Origin of the sequence: Hymenobacter ruricola (assembly GCF_015694525.1) — a bacterium.
Taxonomy (GTDB): Bacteria; Bacteroidota; Bacteroidia; order Cytophagales; family Hymenobacteraceae; genus Hymenobacter; species Hymenobacter ruricola.
The window spans coordinates 101991-117529 of sequence record NZ_JADQDM010000015.1 but is presented as its reverse complement, the minus strand read 5'-3'; the positions used below and the strand labels follow the sequence as shown (position 1 = coordinate 117529).

16 protein-coding genes are annotated in these 15539 nt (G+C 60.0%); 13 read left to right on the top strand and 3 right to left on the bottom strand.

Annotated elements, in window-relative coordinates:
• On the top strand, window positions 1-260 hold a 260-nt coding region (locus I2H31_RS20665), incomplete at its 5' end, for a PLD nuclease N-terminal domain-containing protein (protein WP_230687952.1).
• Window positions 261-328: 68 nt separating this feature from the next.
• Here I2H31_RS20665 and I2H31_RS20660 read toward each other — a convergent pair.
• Complete coding sequence (locus I2H31_RS20660) at window positions 329-952, bottom strand: hypothetical protein (protein ID WP_196294953.1); 624 nt, start codon at window positions 950-952, stop codon at window positions 329-331.
• Between the two features lie 173 nt (window positions 953-1125).
• Here I2H31_RS20660 and I2H31_RS20655 point away from each other — a divergent pair, with 173 nt between their 5' ends.
• Together I2H31_RS20655 and I2H31_RS20650 are read left to right on the top strand one after the other, a co-directional pair.
• Window positions 1126-1968 (top strand): glycerophosphodiester phosphodiesterase family protein, encoded by an 843-nt coding sequence (locus I2H31_RS20655; RefSeq protein ID WP_196294952.1) that lies wholly within the window; start codon window positions 1126-1128, stop codon window positions 1966-1968.
• Between the two features lie 241 nt (window positions 1969-2209).
• Entirely contained in the window at window positions 2210-2638 is a 429-nt protein-coding gene (locus tag I2H31_RS20650) for a helix-turn-helix domain-containing protein (protein ID WP_196294951.1), read from the top strand.
• Window positions 2639-3016: 378 nt separating this feature from the next.
• On the opposite strand, the gene I2H31_RS20645 is transcribed toward I2H31_RS20650, so the two are convergent.
• Both I2H31_RS20645 and recF read right to left on the bottom strand, forming a co-directional pair.
• Window positions 3017-3328: a DUF721 domain-containing protein gene (locus tag I2H31_RS20645; RefSeq protein WP_317192252.1), complete on the bottom strand. Its 312-nt coding sequence runs from the start codon at window positions 3326-3328 to the stop codon at window positions 3017-3019.
• A gap of 70 nt (window positions 3329-3398) precedes the next feature.
• Window positions 3399-4514, bottom strand: coding sequence for a DNA replication/repair protein RecF (gene recF, locus I2H31_RS20640; RefSeq protein WP_196294949.1), 1116 nt, complete (start codon window positions 4512-4514; stop codon window positions 3399-3401).
• Window positions 4515-4588: 74 nt separating this feature from the next.
• On the opposite strand from recF, the gene pdhA reads away from it, so the two are divergent.
• The 10 genes from pdhA (at window position 4589) to I2H31_RS20590 (ending at window position 15360) form a co-directional block, all read left to right on the top strand.
• On the top strand, window positions 4589-5761 hold the full coding sequence (gene pdhA, locus I2H31_RS20635) for a pyruvate dehydrogenase (acetyl-transferring) E1 component subunit alpha (RefSeq protein ID WP_230687951.1): 1173 nt from the start codon (window positions 4589-4591) through the stop codon (window positions 5759-5761).
• 113 nt (window positions 5762-5874) lie between these two features.
• Window positions 5875-6642: a tetratricopeptide repeat protein gene (locus tag I2H31_RS20630; RefSeq protein WP_196294948.1), complete on the top strand. Its 768-nt coding sequence runs from the start codon at window positions 5875-5877 to the stop codon at window positions 6640-6642.
• A gap of 122 nt (window positions 6643-6764) precedes the next feature.
• Window positions 6765-7241 (top strand): 6,7-dimethyl-8-ribityllumazine synthase, encoded by a 477-nt coding sequence (ribH, locus tag I2H31_RS20625; RefSeq protein ID WP_196294947.1) that lies wholly within the window; start codon window positions 6765-6767, stop codon window positions 7239-7241.
• A 183-nt stretch (window positions 7242-7424) separates the two neighbouring features.
• Window positions 7425-7808 (top strand): TraR/DksA family transcriptional regulator, encoded by a 384-nt coding sequence (locus I2H31_RS20620; RefSeq protein WP_196294946.1) that lies wholly within the window; start codon window positions 7425-7427, stop codon window positions 7806-7808.
• Window positions 7809-7962: 154 nt separating this feature from the next.
• Window positions 7963-9930 (top strand): pseudouridine synthase, encoded by a 1968-nt coding sequence (locus tag I2H31_RS20615; RefSeq protein WP_196294945.1) that lies wholly within the window; start codon window positions 7963-7965, stop codon window positions 9928-9930.
• 170 nt (window positions 9931-10100) lie between these two features.
• Window positions 10101-10841 (top strand): type III pantothenate kinase, encoded by a 741-nt coding sequence (locus I2H31_RS20610; protein WP_196294944.1) that lies wholly within the window; start codon window positions 10101-10103, stop codon window positions 10839-10841.
• Window positions 10828-12171, top strand: a complete 1344-nt coding sequence (locus tag I2H31_RS20605) for a porin family protein (protein WP_196294943.1) — start codon at window positions 10828-10830, stop codon at window positions 12169-12171. The genes I2H31_RS20610 and I2H31_RS20605 overlap by 14 nt, the downstream gene beginning before the upstream one ends.
• A gap of 35 nt (window positions 12172-12206) precedes the next feature.
• Window positions 12207-12773, top strand: a complete 567-nt coding sequence (gene lptC / locus I2H31_RS20600) for an LPS export ABC transporter periplasmic protein LptC (protein ID WP_196294942.1) — start codon at window positions 12207-12209, stop codon at window positions 12771-12773.
• 24 nt (window positions 12774-12797) lie between these two features.
• Window positions 12798-13061 (top strand): hypothetical protein, encoded by a 264-nt coding sequence (locus I2H31_RS20595; protein ID WP_196294941.1) that lies wholly within the window; start codon window positions 12798-12800, stop codon window positions 13059-13061.
• A gap of 175 nt (window positions 13062-13236) precedes the next feature.
• On the top strand, window positions 13237-15360 hold the full coding sequence (locus tag I2H31_RS20590) for a peptidylprolyl isomerase (RefSeq protein WP_196294940.1): 2124 nt from the start codon (window positions 13237-13239) through the stop codon (window positions 15358-15360).
• Window positions 15361-15539 lie beyond the last annotated feature (179 nt).

Below are 15539 nucleotides of genomic sequence, written 5' to 3'. Positions count from 1 at the left end.
GTCACTTCGTTTCTCGTTTGCCCATTACAGCTCTACTGCTTCCTCTGATGATGCTGGCCTCGTCGTGCCGCCGCTTCTACGCGGACGGTAGTCTTGCTCCTTGGGGCGTTTTGTTGGCCATTCTTGACATTTGGGCCTTGGTCAATATTTTCGGCAAGCCCTGGGATTTGAGCAAAAAACTAATCTGGGCAGCCATCGTTTTCTTCTTCCCCTTCGGTGGTCTGATTCTTTACTACCTATTCGGCCGCAACAGTTCGTAGTGTATGCTAAGCAAACAAAAAGCCCGTCGCTCATGCGACGGGCTTTTTGTTTGCCTCTTAGTCTATGCTTATTGATTAAGCAGCCGCTTCTTTTCCAGCCGGGTCACGCCTCGCAGCAGCTCGCCGCTGTTCGTGATTTGCGTCATCTGCCAGTGGTCGCCCTGCCGGCGCATTTTCACTTCCACCACCATGGTGGTGTCGTATTTGGGCTGAGTCACTTCCAGGCCCACGAAGGCGTTGTCGCCCTCCTCGCGGGTATACTTGATGCCCTTAAACTCGCTTTCCGGGCTCACCACCCGGCTGGCCAGGCCAGTCAGCGAGATGTTCACCAGCCGCTTGGGGGCCGCGGCCGCGGCGGCCTCCAGCGAGCCCGTTTCTACGTAGCGCTGCACTTCCTGATGGGCTGCCTTGGCCAACGCTGGCTTCAGCATGCGCATGGCCCCGCCCATTACCAGGCTGCCTCCCGGGAGCAGCGACGTGAGCGCCGAGCCCTGCTGGGCCACGTCGTCTACCAAGTGAGTGGTCACGCTGTTCACGTCCACGTATTTTTCAAAAGTCGCCATGTCGTGGGTCTGCACCGCCGCCGCCGCCGAAACCAGCGCTCCTTGCGGGCCGGTTTTCAGGTTCCGGTAGTAATAGTATCCTCCGGCTGCCAGAGCCAGCAGTAACACAAATAGCAGCAGTTTTTTCATGGAAGCCGTGAGGTGTAATGATGAGCCGCAAAAGTACCCTAATCCGGGCGTTTTACGGAGAAGCTTACGGTTAATGACTCCTCTTTTGCGTACCCTAGTTCATTCCCTTGGGCATAATTATAGCTCCGGCCGGAGCCTATCGTTGCTTGTCATAACCTTTTGTTGCTTCTCCCATGGTTTCTGCCTGTATAGAGGTTCACGGTCACCGCGGCTGCCGTGGCCTGCGCCCCGAAAATACCTTGCCCGCTTTCCTGCACGCAGTGGCTTTAGGAGTAGATGTGGTGGAATTAGACGTCGTGATTTCGGCCGATAGGCAAGTAGTCGTGTCGCACGAGCCGTGGCTGAATCCTCTTATTTGCCTTGACCCAAACGGACAGCCCTTCTCTTCAAATGAAGCTCAGCGGCACAACTTATATCAATTGCCCTACGCAGCCATTCGGCGTTGCGACTGTGGTCAGCTGCGCCATCCCAGCTTTCCCGAGCAAGTTGTGCAGCCTGCCTACAAGCCACTGCTCCGTGAAGTTCTGACCAGCGTAGAAGCCGCTGCCGCACGTCTTGGTCGCCCAGCAATGCGTTATTCCGTCGAGGTAAAAAGCAGCCCTGAGGGCGACCACCGTTTCCACCCTGCTCCCGCCGAATTCCTCGCTCTGGTACTGGCCGAATTGACCGCGGCTGATGTCTTCTCGCGCACCTCGCTGCTCAGCTTCGATGCTCGCATTCTTCGGCTGGCTCACCAGCAGCCCCAGCTGGCTACCTGTCTTCTGGTGGAAGACCAATTTCCCTGGGCCCATAGCATTTGTCAGCTTGGCTTCGTGCCCACCACGTTCGGCCCCCATTATCTCACCGCTACACCGGGTGCCGTGGCGGCTCTGCGGACAGATTTTCCCGGCCTCCGCTTGGTGCCCTGGACTGTAAATGAACATAACGACATGCAACGTTTATTAGCCTTGAGGGTGGATGGCATCACAACAGATTATCCTGACCGGTTTCGGTCACTTCTTTCCTCTGTTTTGTAGGAACGTGGCGGCCAGTACAAAACAGGTGTGCGCTACTATTTAAAACGCGCTTTGAACGCATCATGTGCTCAGTGTAAAGTGTTAAATCGTTTTGTTGCAGTAAGAATTTGTAATGATATAATGTTACAGTAAATATGTGTAATTGTTACGTTGTATTATATTGTAACGAGTACATAATTGCTACCATTATGTAATTTTTATTGTCACTTGATTTTGTTTCATACGTATACAGTGTACATATTTGCACAAGCGTTACGCAATACACCCAATTATGCCACATCAAGGCGAAATCCTGCAAGAAGCCATCAAAAACAGTGGTATTTCCATTACGCGTATCGTCGATGAATTGGGCATTACACGTCCTACCATTTACCGTAAGTTCAAAGAAGAAACAGTTGATTACAACTTTGTAAATAGAATTGGCGAAATAATTAATCATGATTTTTCACTCGACTTTACAATTGCTCAACAATCGGTTATTCCCTTTGTAACATCGCCTGCTAAGCATAGTGTTACAAATAGTGTTACGCATAACGTTACACCACGTGTAACACAAGCACAAGCTGCTGACTGTGACCCTTCAAAGCAACTTTTAATACTGCAAGGCAAGTATATCGCGCTGTTGGAGGCCTACAATGAGCTTTTGCTAAAGGTGTACGGCCCCAAGTAACAAAAATGTTCCACGTGAAACATTTTTGTTCAGACAATCAAAGTGCTCGCCTGGTGTAAAGTACTCGTGGGTGCCATGACCACTCTTCTTAATAAAAAGAGCTGTGCAATAACTTGGCACCACAAGCAGATTCAATTCCACGCCAGCGCGCAATGGCAATAAGCTATAGAGTATGGTGGCCTGATATAGGAATTGCATTAAGCCGAAACCCGGGCTGTCTATTCGCTCTTTTGCGAACAAAGAGCTTGGCGAGGCCATTGAGGCATTCGAAATCTAGCCCCCTATAACCTCGTCGATGATTAGCCAGTCGCTGGAAGAAAGCAATACAGCTCGGCCTACGGATTGACGGAGCGAGCAAAAAGCTAATGGCAATTTAGCCTATAGGAAGATGACCTCCTTAATGACCGTCTCACCAACTTCGGCATTGATAAGCTCGGCTACGCGCGTCTTTGCCATTACCAGTTCGTGCTTGAGTGGGGCAGAGGTGAGGCGGACGAAAAGCCGCCCTTGGTTCACGTATACCTCCTGGGTTTTCAGCGCAACGGCCTTGCCCATGACCCGCTCCCAACTCGATACCACCGTTACTTCATTGAGCTTACCTTGCAGGCGGTAGGCGCGGACGAGGGCTTCGAGACCTTCCTTAAGGGAAATGTCACCGGAGCGGGAAGGAGGGGAGGAGGGCTTTTTCACAATGCAACCAGGCCAAAGCAAAAGGGGAAAGGCCCTTTTTTGGGGCAGCAAAGGTAGCGCCTGAACGCCGCTAGGCAGATGCAACGGTTCCATTCTGCACCCGAAAACGGAGGATAGGAATGTTCACCCGGGCCAGTGCTTGGTCGGTGCGTTCCAAGTTGGTGTCGGTGAGAAATACCTGGCCGAAGGTCTCATCGGCTACCAATTCCAGTAGGCGGGCAATGCGCTTGTCGTCGAGCCGGTCGAAGATATCATCCAGCAGCAGCAGGGGCTTGCGCGCTTGTTTTGCTGCCAACATCTCAAACTGCGCCAGTTTGAGTGCAATGGCAAACGACTTCTGCTGGCCCTGTGAGGCGTGGCTTTTCACCGGCATGTCGTCCATCAGGAAAACAAAGTCGTCGCGGTGAGAACCAATTGTGCTACGTTGCAAGGCGAAGTCACGGCGTTCATTGCTGCGCAATAAGTGGGCGAAGTCGGCTCCGAGCAATTGGCTCTTATAAGTAAGCAAAACAACTTCGCGGCCATCAGCCAGCTGTTGGTAGTGGCGCTGGAAGATGGGAACGTACTCAGCCAAGAAAGCTTCCCGTAGTGCGGTCAGCCCTTGCCCAAGAGGCGCCAGCTGCTCGTCAAGGGCCAACAGATAGTCGCGGTCGAAGCCATGGGCCGGCCGGTCACCGCCTTGCTTGAGCACAGCGTTGCGCTGGCGTAGCAGGGCATTATAGGAAATGAGCAGCTCCAGAAACTCATGGTCGAGCTGCGCCATCAGGCTATCGAAATACTTGCGGCGCTCCTCACTGCCCTGGCGAATGAGGTCGGTGTCGTAAGGCGAAATCAGCACTGCCGGGTAGCGGCCAATGTGGTCAGCCATGCGCTCATACGGCTGCTTGTTGTGGGTCAGGGTCTTTTTCTGGCCCTGGCGCAGGCTTACCTGAATGGTTTCCGGGCTGGCCGGCAAATCAGATGAGAAAACTCCCTTAACTACAAAGAAATCAGCGCCTTGCTTTATGCAAAGGGCGTCAGTGGTAGTTATGGCGCTCTTAGTCAGCGACAAATAGTGGATGGCATCCAGCAGATTCGTTTTTCCGCTGCCGTTGTCCCCAATAAAGCAATTGAGCCCGGGGGAGAGCCGCAGCGCCGCGTCGTCGTAATTTTTAAAAAAGAGCAGCTGGAGGGAGTCGAGGGTCATAAGGTTCGGTATTGCCAGCACTTTTACGTAATTTCGCCCTCCCAACGCGAAATATTCTTTTCCTTAAACGTGCTATGGCGGATACGAAAGTAAAAGCTGCTTCTAAAAAAACGACGGCTTCTAACGGCGCAGCAGCTGCGACCAAAGGAAAAGGCAACGCCGCAATGACCGGCGGCCAGCCCGACCCCGTGCTGCCCGGCACCGACGCGGCGGCCTTGGCTGCGTCGGGCACCGACCTCTCCAAACAGGCCAACGCCGGGACCAACTTCCCGAAGGAAACCTACCTGCAGTGGTACGAGCAGATGCAGCTCATGCGCAAGTTTGAGGACAAGGCTGGCCAGCTCTACGGCCAGCAAAAAATCAAAGGCTTCTGCCACCTCTACATTGGCCAGGAGGCCTGCGTAGCCGGGGTGGTGTCGGCGCTGGAAAAAGGCGACAAGTACATCACTGCCTACCGCGACCACGCCCACCCACTGGCGCTGGGCACCTCGCCTAATGCCGTGATGGCCGAGCTGTTTGCCAAAGCCACCGGCTGCTCGAAAGGCAAGGGCGGCTCGATGCACATGTTCGACAAGGAAGTGGGCTTCATGGGCGGCCACGGCATCGTGGGCGGCCAGGTGCCCATGGGCGCCGGCATTGCCTTTGCCGAGAAGTACAACAAGACCGGCAAGCTCTGCATCTGCTACATGGGCGACGGCGCCGTGCGCCAGGGCGCCCTGCACGAGGCCTTCAACATGGCCATGCTGTGGAAGCTGCCCGTCATCTTCGTGATTGAGAACAACGGCTACGCCATGGGCACGTCGGTGCAGCGCACCTCCAACGTGACCGACCTCTACAAACTAGGCCTGAGCTACGACATGCCCTCGGAGCCGGTGAACGGCATGCGCGTGGAAGACGTGCACGAGGCCGTGGCCCGCGCCGCCGAGCGCGCCCGCGCCGGCGAAGGCCCCACGCTGCTGGAGTTCAAAACCTACCGCTACAAGGGCCACTCGATGAGCGACCCGGCCAAGTACCGCACCAAGGAAGAGCTGGAAGACTACCGCCTCCGCGACGCCATCGAGGGCGTGCGCCACACCATCCTGACGCAGAACATGGCCACCGAGGCCGACCTCGAAGCCATCGACGAGAAAATCAAAGCGCAGGTGCAGGAGTCGGTCGACTTTGCCGAAACCTCGCCCTTCCCCACGCCCGACGAGCTCTACAAGGACGTGTACGTGCAGGCCGACTATCCTTATATCCACGACTAAAAGGGAATGGCGGCGAGCTACTAGCTGTTAGTCATTAGCTTTGCGCCTCCAACTATCGCACTTTTTAATAAAAAGCCAGCCGCTACGACCGAATAGCGGGCCGCTTCTTTTGTATGTCGAAGATTCCTTATACTGGCAAAAGCCAGCAGGCCCGCCAGGGGCAAGTAACCCAGAACGTGCCGGTTGACCCGCTGGCCCCGGCCGAAAACCTGCCGGCCGAGAACCCGCTGCTGGAAGACCCGGACGCCCTGGCCGCGCGCCTGGCCGAGTCGGAAGATTTCGTGCGCAACAACCGCAACCTGCTGCTGACCATTCTGGCGGTGGTGGTGCTGGCCGTGGTGGGCGGTTTCGGCTACTACACCTGGCGCAACCAGCAGGACCAAAAAGCGCAGGCCAGCATGTTCCGGGCCGTGAACAACTGGGAAGCCGACTCGCTGAACAAAGCCCTGAAAGGCGACGGCAAAGCGCCCGGCTTGGTGACGGTGGCCAACGAGTACGGCAGCACCAAAGCCGGCAACCTGGCCAACTTCTACGCCGGCGTGGCTTCGCTCAAGCAAGGCAAGTTTCAGGAGGCGCTCAACTACCTCGAAGACTTCAGCTCGGACGACTACTTGGTGCAAAGCCGGGCCTACGCCCTGATGGGCGACGCGCAGCTGGAACTCAACAAGCCCAAGGAAGCCGCCGACCTTTACGCCAAAGCGGCCGACCACAACGCCAACGAGTACTTCTCGCCCGGCTACCTGCTGAAGGAGGCCACGGCCCGCGAAATCGCTGGCGACACCGACGGGGCTGTGAAAGCCTACGACCGCATCATCAGCGAGTACCCCACGGCCCAGGAAGTAGCCGAAGCCCGCCAGTACAAAGCCAAACTGGCCAAGTAAGAATTTTACCTTTTGTCATCCTGAGCGCAGCGAAGGACCTTATCGCACCCGAACGAGCCCCGTTCAACCGTGATAAGGTCCTTCGCTGCGCTCAGGATGACTCATTTTAATCGCATCATCACATGGCAACTGCCCTCCAGAACCTGAGCGACTACGACGCTTCCTCCTTTATTGACATCAGCGAAAAGCGCTTCGGCCTGGTGGTGGCCGAGTGGAACCGCGAGATTACCGACGTGCTGAGCGCTGGCGCCTACGAAACGCTGCTGAAGCACGGCGCGAAGGCCGAAAACATCTTTCGCAACACCGTGCCCGGCAGCTTCGAGCTGACCCTGGGCGCGCAGTTTCTGGCGCAGCACGACGAGATGGACGCCGTCATTTGCCTGGGCGTGGTGATACAGGGCGAAACCAAGCACGACGACTACATCTGCCACGCCGTGGCGCAAGGTATCACCAACGTGGCGCTGAAATTTAACAAACCCGTCATATTCGGCTTGGTGACCACCAACACCCTGGAGCAGGCCTGGGACCGCGCCGGCGGCAAACACGGCAATAAGGGCGTGGAAGCCGCGGTGGCAGCCATCCAAATGCTGGGGTTTTAGCAAGACAAGGAAAAGCGGCCCGAAAGCCGTAACTTTGCGCCCGCAAAATGAAGCCCGCAATGGCTTTAGGCAAAGGCACTAGGCGTTGGAATGCCTCACTAAACCTTTTAGCCGCCTGCGGCGTTGCCGGTGCAACTCCGAAAACACTTTCTTACCACAAGCGCAGCCTTTTTTATCCATTCGATGAACGACGACAACATTCGCTATTCCCGGGAGGACTTGAACGAGTTCGACCAGATTATTCAGGAAAAACTGACGGCGGCCCGCAAGGAGTTGTCGTTCATTAAGGAAACCCTGAACCGCAGCAACGACACCGGCACCGACACCACGGCCTCGTCGGCCAAGGTGCTGGAAGACGGCGCCGACACCGCCGAGAAGGAAAGCATGAACCAGCTGGCTTCGCGCCAGATGAAGTTCATCCAGCAGCTCGAAAATGCCCAGGTCCGCATCAAGAACGGCACCTACGGCGTGTGTATCGGCACGGGCAAGCTCATCCCCAAGGAGCGCCTGCGCGCCGTGCCCCACACCCAGCACTCGATTGAAGCCAAGATGGCGCGGCGCGACTAAGCAGCCGATTTTTTGGTAGTCGGTACGAACTGGCCGGCAGTTAGAATTTTATTCGGGTTGATGACGTTGACCCGCTTCTGACTGCCGGCTACTTCGTGCCGACTCCTTTTTTTAACCTGTACCGTAGCGATACGGCATGCAAATTTTTCTCCCCATGGGCAAGAAACATTTCTCAGACAACAGCAACAAGGCGGACCGTCGCGGCGGCCGCCCCGGCACGGGTGGTCCCGGTGGTTTCGGCAACAGCGCCGGCCGCAGCAATGAACGCGGCCCCGAGCGCGGCGGCTTCGGCAGCGACCGTGGCAACAGCCGCGGGGGCGAGCGCCCGGCCTACGGCAATGGCCGTCCGGCCACCAACGGCGCCTTCGGGCGCCCCGCTGCCAATGGCGCTTTTGGCCGTCCGTCGGGCGGGGCCTTTGGGGGGGGGAAGAAGTTTGACGGGGGCGAGAAGCGCCCCTATGGCAGCAGCTACGGCGGCGGCCCGCGCGAAGGCGGCAGCGGCTTTAGCGGCAAGGGCTTTGGCAACGACCGGCCTTTCGAGCGCCGCGACAACCGGCCCAGCGTGGGCAAGGAGCAGCGCAGCGGCACCAGCTACGGCCGCACCGCTACCCCGCGCCCCGAGCGCGGCGGCTTCGGCAGCGACCGTGGCGAGCAGCGTGGCCCATCGGCCGAGCTCCGGCCCGTTCGGGAATATCAGCCCAAAGAGAACTGGAACGGCCAGCCCTACCGCCGCGACGGCGAGAAGGCCGTGCCGCGCGGCCTGCCCGGCGAGCGCAACCGCAAATTCCAGAAGCAAAACCCCAACGCCCCGCAGGAGGACCGCGCGCCGCGCCCCGGCGGCAACTTCGGCCGCAGCACGCCGCGCGAGCCGGAAGATTTCCAGCGCAGCGAAGAGCGGGGCCCGAACCGGCCCATCCGCGCGGCGCGTCCTTTCGAGGCCAACCCGCCGCAACCCCGCGAAGAGCGCGGCGAGCGCCGCGGCTTTGGCGCCGACCGTGATGAAGCCGGCGATGCCGATTACCGCGCCGACCAGGCCGCGTTTGGTCGCAAGTTCACGCCCGGCGCGTTTGGCCGGCGCGATGGTGCCGCGGCGCCCCGCAGCACCGGTGAGCGCCCCGGCGCCTACGAGAAGCGTAGCACCGAGCGCTGGACGCCCGCACCCGGCAGCTTTGCCGAGCGCCGCGAAGCCCTGAAAGCGCAGGAGCGCAGCGTGCGTCGCTCGGGTACTGCTTACGGCTCGGGCACCGATAAGCCCCGCCCGGCCCGGACGCTGACGCAGGAAAACCGCGCCGACAAGCCCCGCTACGGCGAGAAGCCCGGCGAGGCGCCCGACTACAAAAACCTCAAGCACTACGAGCAGGACAAGAACCGCGGCAACAAGCGCCGGCGCGAAGAAGCCGACGACTTCGGCACCGATGAGACGCGCCTGAACCGCTACATCGCCAACGCCGGCATCTGCTCGCGCCGTGATGCCGACGCGCTGATTGCGGCCGGAGAAATCCGGGTGAACGGCGAAGTGGTGACGGAAATGGGTTACAAAGTGCAGCCCGAGGACACCGTGCAGTACGGCAAAACCAACCTCAACCGCGAGAAGTCGGTGTACGTGCTGCTGAACAAGCCTAAGGATTTCATCACGACTACCGAAGACCCCGAAGGCCGCCGCACGGTGATGGACCTGGTAGCCGGCGCCTCGAAGGAGCGCATTTTTCCGGTGGGCCGCCTCGACCGCAACACCACCGGCTTGCTGCTCTTCACCAACGACGGCGAAGTGGCCCAGAAGCTGTCGCACCCCTCGCACAAGAACAAGAAAATCTACCAGGTGGAGCTCAGCCGCCCGCTGACCGAGGACGACCTGCGCCAGATTGCCGAAGGCCTGGAGCTGGAAGACGGCAAAGCCGTGGTGGACGACGTGGCCGTGGTGGCGGGCAACGCGCACTTTGTGGGCATCGAAATCCACATCGGTCGCAACCGCATTGTGCGCCGCATTTTTGAGCACCTCGGCTACGAGGTGGTGGCCCTGGACCGCGTGCAATATGCCGGCCTCACCAAGAAGGACCTGCCCCGCGGCAAGTGGCGCTTCCTGAGCGAGCAGGAGGTCATTCGGTTGAAGTATTTCTTGTAAAGCTCAGGCCAGCTAAGCAGCCGCCTATTTGCCGGCCCTGAGCGTGGTTCCAATTCCTTTGTTTCAGGCAAAAGGTCCCGATGAGTTAAAAAATCATCGGGACCTTTTGAGAAATCGACGGGTCCTTTTCCAGCATCTTCCGCATCAGTCCGCTAACTCTCCCATTTGGTATGCGAACCTTGGCCCTCGACATCGGCAACACAGCCGTAAAAGCCGGGTGCTTCGAGGGCCTGGCCTTGCGCGAAATGGCCGCCGGCCTCTCGGCGGCGCAGGTGCTGGAACTGGTGCAGCACTGGCAGCCGCAGCACCTCATCGTTTCCTCGGTAGCGGAAGATGCTGCGCTGCAGGCGGAAGAGTTGCGCGCCCAAATTCCGGGCGAACTCATGACCTTTTTGCCGGGCAGCACGGTTATTCCGCTACGCAATGCTTACGCCACGCCGCACACGCTGGGCGCCGACCGGCTGGCGGCGGCCGTGGGGGCGGCAAGCCTACGGCCGGGGCAGGACACGCTCATCGTAGACGCGGGCACGGCCCTGAAGCTGGACCTGGTGACGGCCGATGGCATCTACCACGGTGGCAGCATCGGGCCGGGGCTGGGCATGCGGCTGCGGGCGCTGCACGCCTTCACGGGGCGGCTGCCGTGGCTGGAGCTGCCGCCCGCCGATGCAACGGTTCCGCTCGTGGGCGACTCCACTACCGGGAGCCTGCTGAGCGGCGTGGTGAACGGGACCGTGGCCGAAATCACGGGCCTGCTGGCCCAGTACCGGCAGCGGTATCCGCGGCTGGGCGTGCTGCTCACCGGGGGCGACGCGGCTTTTCTGGCGGCCCGTCTCCCGGCTCGTATCTTTGTTGTGCCTGAGCTGGTGCTGCTCGGCCTAAATCGGATTTTAGCTTATCATGTTGTCAAATAAAGAGATGGGGCGCACGGGCTTGGGCCTGGCGCTGGTGGGGTCGATGGTATTGCTGGCGGGAGGCGCCCAGGCGCAGGGCCTCGGCAACTCGCCCTACTCGCGCATTGGCTTGGGCGAATTCAACGCCAACACCGGCGGCGTGCGCCAGATGGGCATGGGCGGCGTGGGCCTGGCGGCGCCGAACGCGGTGAACGTAAACGAGTTGAACCCCGCGCTGCTGTACTACACCAACCGCACCACCTTTGAAGCCGGCTTCAACGGCCAGTACAAAACGGTGAAAAATGCCGCCGCTTCCAGCCGCAGCGGCAGCGGCACGCTGGGCTACCTGGCCCTGTCGGTGCCGCTGAGTTCGAAGTGGGGCGCGGCCGTGGGCTTGAAACCCCTGAGCGCGGTCGACTACGAGTCGAACATCCTGCAGGACGTGGTGAACACCCCGGCCAATCAGCCCGCGCAGTCGCTGAAGCAGTACCGGGGCGAAGGCGGCCTTTCGGAGGCCTACCTGGGCCAGGGCGTGCGCATCACCAAAGCCCTAACCGTGGGCCTGACGGCTTCTTACGTCTTTGGCGTGATAGACGAAACCACCGCCACCACCGTGGTGACGGCCGACAACAGCGCGAACTCGGTGAAAGTGGTGGAGCGCCAGCACACGCGCTACTCCGACTTTGCCTTCCGGGCCGGTGCGCACTACCGCCAGAAGGTGGCCAAGGAACTCACCCTGAACCTGGGCGGCGTGTACAGCTTCGGCCACACCCTGAACGGGCAGCAAGCCAACACCCAGGAGCGCGAAAACACCGACGGCACCCTATCGAGCGCGCCCATCACCATCAGCGACGGGCGCGGCAGCGCCTACGTGCCGACCCTGGCCCAGGTGGGCATCAGCCTCGACAACGAAAAGAACTGGAGCGTCAATCTCGACGTGGCGCAGCAGCAGTGGTCGAAGTTTCGCAACTTCAACAGCACTGGTCCGGCCCTGAGCAACACCCTGCGCTTCGGCCTGGGCGGCGAAATCGCCCCGGACCCGGGCTCGGTCGACCATTATTTCCAGCGCGTGGCTTACCGCGCCGGCATCTCGATTGGGCAGATGCCCTACCAGATAGGCGGCAAAACCCTGTACGACCGCGCCGTGAGCTGGGGCTTCGGCTTCCCGCTGCCCACGGCCTCCACACTGGAGTCGACCACCATCAGCCTGGCGTTCACCTACGGCGTGCGCGGCAACACCGAAGTGCTCAACTCGACCCTTGGCACCAGCAACGTGCAGGAAAGCTACATCCGCGGCCAGCTGGGCATCACCCTCAACAACCGCTGGTTCATCAAGCGGCGCCTGCAATAAGCACCCGCCTTCACGCTCTAACGACAACCAGAAAAGTGCGCACGTTTCGGCCGCAGTGGGGGAGGATGGGGGCGCCCGTGCTGGCGGTGCTGGCGCTGGCGGGCTGTGAGAAGCAGAAAGTGAGCGGACCCTTCGAGGCATACAACGGCCCGCTGATGGAAACGACCAACGTGGTGGAGCTCATCAGCGACTCGGCTAAACTTAAGTTTCAGCTCACGGCCCCGGTGCAGCAGCAGTTCGAGAACAGCGACTTTGTGTGGCCCAAAGGCGTGGTCGTGACCTTTTATTCAGCTGACGGGAAGAAGACCGTTGTGAACACAATTAAGGCCGACTCGGCCAAGTACGAAAAAGCCAAAAACCTCTACACCATGCGCGGACGGGTGCAGGTGGTGAACCTGCTCAAAGCCGAGCGTCTGGATACGGAAAAGCTGTACTTCGACAAAAACAAGGGCGTCATCTACACCGATTCGGCCATGGCCGTACAAGTGGAAACCCCCACCGAGAGGCTGTGGGGCAATGGCCTGTGGGCAAAGCAAGACCTGAGCCTGTACCGCATTTATCATCCCACAGGCTTCTTCGATAAGGTGGGCGCGGGCATCTAGGACGCCTGAACGGCTCTGCTACTTATGAAATTCGACAAATCCCTGCTGCGCACCGTCCTTTTCGCCGTGGGCGTGGTGGCGCTCGTCATCGGCGTGTACCAGACCATTTTCTACAACGACCTAGCCCGCAACTACTGGCTGTTCATGGTCTCGATGGTGTGCTGGATGCCGCTGCTGTACTGGCGGCAGCAGGAACGGCTGGCGGCTAAAATAGCCGAGCAGGAAGCCAAGCTGGCCCGGCAAAACCGCGCCAAAACGCCCGCCAAATCGGCCAAAAAACGCCGCTAGGCTGCCGGCCGCCGGGTGAAGTTGGGCGCCGCGTCTGGGCCAAACGCAGGTAACAAGGTGGGTTTTAGCGTGCTGGTTTAGGACTTTAAATCCGGCAAAACTTTGATTCCCGGTCAAATTCTGGTTATTTTGCGCCTCTTTTGACCAACACGACTCTGATTCTTTTGACAAGTAAATGGCTTTAATTAACACGATTCGGGAAAAATCAGGCGTGGCGGTGGGCCTGGTGGCCATCGGCATGCTGCTCTTTATAGTGGGCGGCGACCTAGTGGGCGGCAAAAACCGCCTCTTCAACCGCAACGACAACGTAGTGGGCGAAGTGGCCGGCCAAAAGGTGGAGCTGGAGGACTACAACGGCGCCCTGGAACAGGCTAAGCAGGCCTTCGCCGCCCAGCAGCAGCGCCAGCCCGACGAGCAGGCCCTCGGCTACCTGCGCGACCAGGCCTGGAACCAGACCATCTACCGCCTGGCGTTCCAGCCGGAGTGGGACAAGCTGGGCCTGACCGTGAGCGACGACGAATTGGTGGACATGGTGCAGGGCGACAACGTGAACGCCGGCATCAAGCAGGCCTTCACCGACAAGGCCACCGGCCAATTCGACAAGGCCCGCCTGATTGACTACTTGAAAAACCTTGACAAGCTGCCGCCCGAAAACCAGGCCGCCTGGCGCAACTTCGAAGCCAACCTGCCCGCCGAGCGCTTGGCCAACAAGTACAACGCCCTGCTGAAAAACTCGGTGTACGTGACCACGGCCGAAGCCAAACGCTTCGACGCCAACCAGAACAGCAAGGCCACGGTGAAGTACCTGTTCGTGCCCTACGCCACCATCTCCGACTCGGCCGTGAAAGTGACCGACGACCAGCTGCAGGCCTACCTCGACAAGAACAAGGGCAAGTACAAGGTGGAAAACGGTCGCTCGGTGGAATACATCAGCATTCCGGTGGTAGCTTCGAAAGAAGACAGCGCCGCCGTGAAAAGCCAGATGGCCGAGCTGACCACCCAGTTCGCTTCGGCCCCCGTCGACTCGCTGTTTGTGTCGGCCAACTCGGAGCAGCCTTACAACAAGGCCTTCCGCAGCCCCGCCGACCTGCCCGAGCAGCTGCGCAAGCAACTGCCCCTGACCCAGGGCAAAGTGTACGGCCCCTACGCCGAAGCCGGCACTTACTCGCTGTATAAAGTGACGGGCGTGAGCACGGGCAAAGACGCCGCCGCCCGCGCCAGCCACATCCTCATCAAGGCCGACGGCGCCACGCCCGAAGCCAAAGCCGCCGCCAAAGCCAAGGCCCAGGACATCCTGAACAAAATCAAAGCCGGCGCCGACTTTGCGGCCATGGCCCGCCAGTTCGGCACCGACGGCACCAAAGACCAGGGCGGCGACCTCGGTTGGTTTGGCCAGGGCCGCATGGTGCCCGAGTTCGACAAAGTTATTTTTGCCGCCACCGCGCCCGGCCTGCTGCCCAACCTGGTGGAAACCTCGTTTGGCTACCACATCATCAAAATCACGGCCGTGCCCACCAAGCAAACCTATCAGGTGGCCGAGGTGAAGAAAACCATCGCCCCGAGCGACGCCACCCGCGAAGCCGCCTACGCCCGCGCCCAGGACCTGAAAGGCCAGGCCACCGACCTGACCAGCTTCCGCGCCCTCACCACCAAGGACAAAACCCTGGTGAAGCAGGAAGCCAAAAACCTGGACGCCGCCGCCCGCAGCGTCAACAACCTGCAAAACGCCCGCGAAATGGTGCGCTGGGCCTTCGGGTTCGGCCCGAACGGCAGCGAAACCAAAGTCGGCGACGTGTCGGAAGTGTATGAGATGGGTGACCAGTACGTCATCGCCGCCCTCACCGACGAGCGCGCCAAAGGCACCGCCACCGTGGAAAGCCTGCGTCCCGAGTTGACCGCCTTGGTGCGCAACGAAGAAAAAGCCAAGCAAATCATGGCCAAGCTGCCCACCGCCGGCACGCTGGAAGACATGGCCGCCAAGTACGGCCCCACCGCCCAGGTGGGCGTGGCCCCCAACGTGGTGCTCGGCCAGGGCAGCCTCACCAACGTGGGTTTTGAGCCGCTGGCCGTGGGCAAAGCCTTCGCCCTGAAGCCCGGCCAGAAGTCGGCCCCCATCCAAGGCGAGCAGGGCGTGCTGGTGGTGCAGCCCGAGACCGTGACGCCCGCCCCCGCCCCGGCCAACCTCAAAGCCGTGCAGCAGCAGCTGGCCCAGCAGCGCGCCCAGCAGCAGGACGGCAAGATTTACGAGGCCATCAAGGCCCACGCCAACGTGAAAGACAACCGCGCCAAGTTTTTCTAAGGCGCTAAGCCGCTGGCTTGAAAAGGGCCGTACCTTCGGGTGCGGCCCTTTTTCGTTTTTGGGCGTCATTGCCGAAACCGAGCTGTGCCGCGCTGCCCCAAGCCGCGGCCCTTGCATTGAACGAACGCGCCGGAGCCCGGCGTTTGCGTTCAGAGCCGGGCCGCCGGTTGCTGATTCCT